General features: G+C 74.2%; 5 protein-coding genes and 1 pseudogene. 3 read left to right on the top strand and 3 right to left on the bottom strand.

Annotation, left to right across the window (positions count from 1 at the left end; translation table 11 throughout):
* Together GKQ77_RS29410 and GKQ77_RS29415 are read left to right on the top strand one after the other, a co-directional pair.
* A partial coding sequence (locus GKQ77_RS29410; RefSeq protein WP_372460017.1) for an MFS transporter occupies positions 1–635 on the top strand: 635 nt, incomplete at its 5' end.
* Positions 636–638: 3 nt separating this feature from the next.
* Positions 639–860, top strand: coding sequence for a DUF2277 domain-containing protein (locus tag GKQ77_RS29415; RefSeq protein WP_125512560.1), 222 nt, complete (start codon positions 639–641; stop codon positions 858–860).
* 31 nt (positions 861–891) lie between these two features.
* Here the strand turns inward: GKQ77_RS29415 and GKQ77_RS29420 are convergent, their stop codons facing one another.
* Positions 892–1,503 carry a DedA family protein gene (locus GKQ77_RS29420; RefSeq protein ID WP_219692158.1) on the bottom strand — a complete coding sequence of 204 codons (612 nt, stop codon included), beginning with the start codon at positions 1,501–1,503 and terminating at the stop codon, positions 892–894.
* Between the two features lie 223 nt (positions 1,504–1,726).
* Between GKQ77_RS29420 and GKQ77_RS29425 the strand changes: the two genes are divergently transcribed.
* Positions 1,727–2,299, top strand: coding sequence for a superoxide dismutase family protein (locus GKQ77_RS29425; RefSeq protein WP_219692159.1), 573 nt, complete (start codon positions 1,727–1,729; stop codon positions 2,297–2,299).
* 99 nt (positions 2,300–2,398) lie between these two features.
* On the opposite strand, the gene GKQ77_RS29430 is transcribed toward GKQ77_RS29425, so the two are convergent.
* Positions 2,399–2,863 (bottom strand): DoxX family protein, encoded by a 465-nt coding sequence (locus GKQ77_RS29430; protein ID WP_219692160.1) that lies wholly within the window; start codon positions 2,861–2,863, stop codon positions 2,399–2,401.
* Between the two features lie 60 nt (positions 2,864–2,923).
* A pseudogene (locus GKQ77_RS29435) lies at positions 2,924–3,836 on the bottom strand (FAD/NAD(P)-binding protein); the annotation flags it as partial.

Below are 3,836 nucleotides of genomic sequence, written 5' to 3' on the forward strand. Positions count from 1 at the left end.
CGTCCGGCCCGCCCGCGGCCCAGCTCCGCGCCCGGCTGCGCATGCTCCGCGAACCGTCCACGGTGAAGATCATGCTGTCGGGGGCCTGCCTGGTCTCGGTGCAGTGCGGCGTGGGCATGCTCGCGGTGCTCCACCTCCACCGGACGGCATCGGTCGGCGCCGGGCAGGCGGCCCTGATCCTGGTGGCGTCGCAGGGCGCGGGCGTCGCGGGCCGGATCTGCCTGGCGGCCTGGAGCGACCGGAGCAGGTGCGGGCGCTATGTCATCGTGCTGGTCTGCATGGCCGCCGTCCTCGCCGGTCTCGCCGTACTGATGACGCCGGCCGGGCGTATGCCGCTCATCGCCTCCGGCGCCTTCGTCTGGCTCGGCTTCTTCGGCTTCGGCTGGTACGGCCCCTGGGTCGCGTACGTCACCGAGGCGGCCCCGCCCGGCAGGACCGGCTTCGCCCTGGGCCTCGCCATGTCCGTCAACCAGGTCGCCATCGTGACCGTGCCGCCCGCGCTCGGCCTGCTCGTCGACCTCACCGGCGGCTTCACCCCGGCCTGGGCCCTGCTGGCCCTGGCGACCGCCGTGGCCCTCGCGGTCACGGCCCGCGCGGAACGCCGCCCCTCGCCCCCGCCCCGGTGGCAAGCTTGAGGTATGTGCCGAAGCATCAAGACGCTCCGTCCGCCCGCCATCCCCGAGGACGCCACCGAGGAGGAGATCCGGGCCGCCGCGCTTCAGTACGTGCGCAAGGTCTCCGGCTTCCGGGCCCCCGCCGCGCACAACCGCGAGGTCTTCGAGCGGGCCGTCGACGCCGTCGCCGAGGCGACCGCGGAACTCCTCGACCACCTTGAGGTGCGCGGGGCGCGCGCTTCCTGAGCGGACGCGCGGCCAGGCGCGGGCTCGGCGGTCAGGCCGGCGTCGCCCTCGGCCGACGTACGAGATAGGCCGCCGCCCCGCCCGCCGCGAACAGCGCGAGCAGCGACACCCCCGTGGCCAGCCAGGTCGCCCCGAGCCACTGGCCGCCGAGGTAGCCGAGCGCGACGCTGTAGCCCGCCCAGGCCAGGCCCGCCAGCGCGGACCACGGCAGGAACTCGCGCAGCTTGCGATGGGCCGCGCCCGCGCCGAGCGAGACGACCGAACGGCCCGCCGGGGCGAAGCGCGCGATGACGACGAGGGCGCCGCCGCCCCGGGCGAGCGCCGTGCCGAGCCGTTCCTGGGCGGTGGTCAGCCGCCGGGAGCGGGCGATGGCGCGGTCGAGGCGGTCGCCGCCGCGCCAGGCCAGCCGGAACGCGGCCATGTCGCCGAGCACGGACGCGGTGGCGGCGCTCAGGGTCAGCAGCAGGATGTCCGGGACGTTGTGCGGCACGCGTCCCGTGCCCGCGGCGGCCGCCGCCGTGGCGGACATGATGACGAGCAGACCGCTCGGCAGCACCGGGACGAAGACGTCGAAAAGGACGGACAGGGCCACGACCGCGTAGATCCATGGACTACCGGTCAGCGCCCCCACACTCTCAAGCACCGCGAACTCCCCCGTGATTCCCCGATCGGCAGCGCGTTGCCGCGCTCTCGCGGGGTACGGCAGGGGCGGCCTGATGGACAGCTGTACAGCGTACGCCGCGCGTCCGGTCGTAGATCCACTGGGGGCGCATGTCTCCGTCACACCACGTTCACCCGGCTGCCGCCCCCGACGCGGCGTACGCCCCCGGAGTCCCGTACGAACGAGGAGGCAGAACAAGGGGGTCATGGGACAGGAGTGGGCGATGGTGGCAGGGATGTGGGCCGGTGCCGTGGCGGCGGCGGTGCTCGCCGCGGGCGGTGGCGTGAGCGGTGGCGGAGCGGATTGCCGCGGGGTGCGGGCGGAGGCGCGGTTCGCGCCGCCCACCGCCTTCATCCCCTCGGCGGCGGTGACGTACGACATGAGGCTCGTGCCCGCGGGCGCCTGGATCGAGGTCAAGCAGCACGGTGACGGAGACGGTACGACCGTCTCGGCGCGGGTCAAGGGGCTGAAGCCGGGGCACGCGTACGGCGCCCATGTGCACCGGAAGCCGTGCGGCGCGGATCCCGAGGCGGCCGGCGGCCACTATCAGCACCGCGTGGACCCCGTACAGCCGTCGAAGAACCCCGCCTACGTCAACCCCAGGAACGAGGTGTGGCTGGACTTCACCGCCCGGGCGGACGGCTCCGGGTCGGCGCGCGCGCACCACCGCTGGGGGTTCCGGCCGGGCGAGGCGGCCTCCGTGGTCCTGCACCGCGAGCAGGGCGGCGCGGGCGACCGGATCGCGTGCTTCACGGTGCCGTTCGAGCCGCGGGGGTAGAGCCTGTCCGGCGGATGACGGCGCCCCTGCCTCGTGCATACACGGCGCCCCCTTCCTCGTACGTACGAAGAAGGGGGCGCCGGCACGTCACGGGAGCGGTCAGGCCACGACCGGCGCGCGCTCCGAGGTCTTGTCGCCCTCGCCCTCGCCGCTGCCCGCGCGGCGCCCGGCGAGGAAGCGGTCGAGGCCGAACGCGCCGGACCCGGTGAAGACGAGGAGCAGCAGCGCCCAGCAGAACATCGCCGAGGCCTCGCCGCCGTTCTCCATGGGCCACAGGGCCTCGGGCTGGTGGACCTTGAAGTAGGCGTAGGCCATCGAGCCGGACGCGATGAACGCGGCGGCGCGGGTGCCGAGGCCGAGGAGGACCAGGCCACCGCCGACGAGCTGGATGACGGCCGCGTACCAGCCGGGCCACGTGCCCGCGTCGATGGTGCTGCCGTCGCCGCCCGCGCCGCCGAGCACTCCGAAGAGCGAGGCGGCGCCGTGGCAGGCGAAGAGCAGGCCGATCACTATGCGGAACAGGCCGATGGCGTAGGGCTGGGCGCTGTTGAGACGTCCAGTCATGGTGGGGACTCCTTCGTCGGAGGGGACGGTCACCGAGCGGAGGCCCAAGATTAGGTGCACCTAATTAGTGCTTGCAAGTTCAACATTTGGCCGTCCGGATTCCGCTTCCGCCCCCGACGGCACTTCCGCGCCACCGGCGGCCGTCCGCAGCGCGGCCCGCGCCACCGCGTCGGCGTCCGACAGCGTGACCGAGTCGACGCCCGGCCGCGCGCCCGCCGCCGTCACCCAGTGCACCCCTTCCGTGGGCACCCCGAACGCGAACCGCCGTGCGTGGGCCACGCCTTGACGGTCGATCAGACGGTACGGGCGCGGGGTTACGTCCACCCCTCCCGTTTCGTAACCGTCGACGACATGGGGGCGGCACCGGCCCGTTTCGAGGAGGCTCCGCAGCAGGTCGTCGTCGGTGCGGCGCACGTCCGGCTCGGGCAGCCGGGCCTCGATCAGTGTGGTGACGCGCACATCGGAACCCGGTATGTCCGGGGAGTGCGCGAGGAACGCCCCGCCGCCGGGCCGCACGGTCAGCCGCGGGCCGATCACGTCGAGGACGCCCGCCTCGATCAGCGCCGCCATCTCCTCGATGCGGCGGCGCGGCGGGCCGATGGAGAGGAAGGCGTTGAGGGGCGTGTACCAGCGGTCGAGGTGGGCGCGGCGCGAGGCGCCGGAGAGGCCGCCGTGGTCGACGATCCTGCGCAGTTCGTTGCGCAGGTCGCGCAGGACGTCGAGCGCGGCCTTCAGCGGGCCCGCGACATTGCCGAGCGCGGCTTGGGCGGCGTCCTCGCGCAGATGGCCGAGCAGCCAGGCGCGGTGGTCGCGGGGGGAGGTGAAGGCACGGGCGGGATGCGGCCGGGAGAGCCGGTCCCAGGACCAGCGTTCGGCTTCCGTGATGCCCGCCTCGTCGAGCAGCGCGGCTTCTTGGGGGCTCTGGTGGGCGGTGGCGAGAAAGCGGTCGCGGAATGCGCGGGGGGTGTGGGGC

This window comes from Streptomyces anatolicus, assembly GCF_019400875.1.
In the GTDB taxonomy this organism is placed as follows: Bacteria; Actinomycetota; Actinomycetes; order Streptomycetales; family Streptomycetaceae; genus Streptomyces; species Streptomyces anatolicus.

Coding starts and splice junctions, on each gene's coding strand:
- GKQ77_RS29415 (WP_125512560.1), top strand. CDS start 639: ATGTGCCGAAGCATCAAGACGCTCCGTCCGCCCGCCATCCCCGAGGAC.
- GKQ77_RS29425 (WP_219692159.1), top strand. CDS start 1,727: ATGGGACAGGAGTGGGCGATGGTGGCAGGGATGTGGGCCGGTGCCGTG.
- GKQ77_RS29430 (WP_219692160.1), bottom strand. CDS start 2,863: ATGACTGGACGTCTCAACAGCGCCCAGCCCTACGCCATCGGCCTGTTC.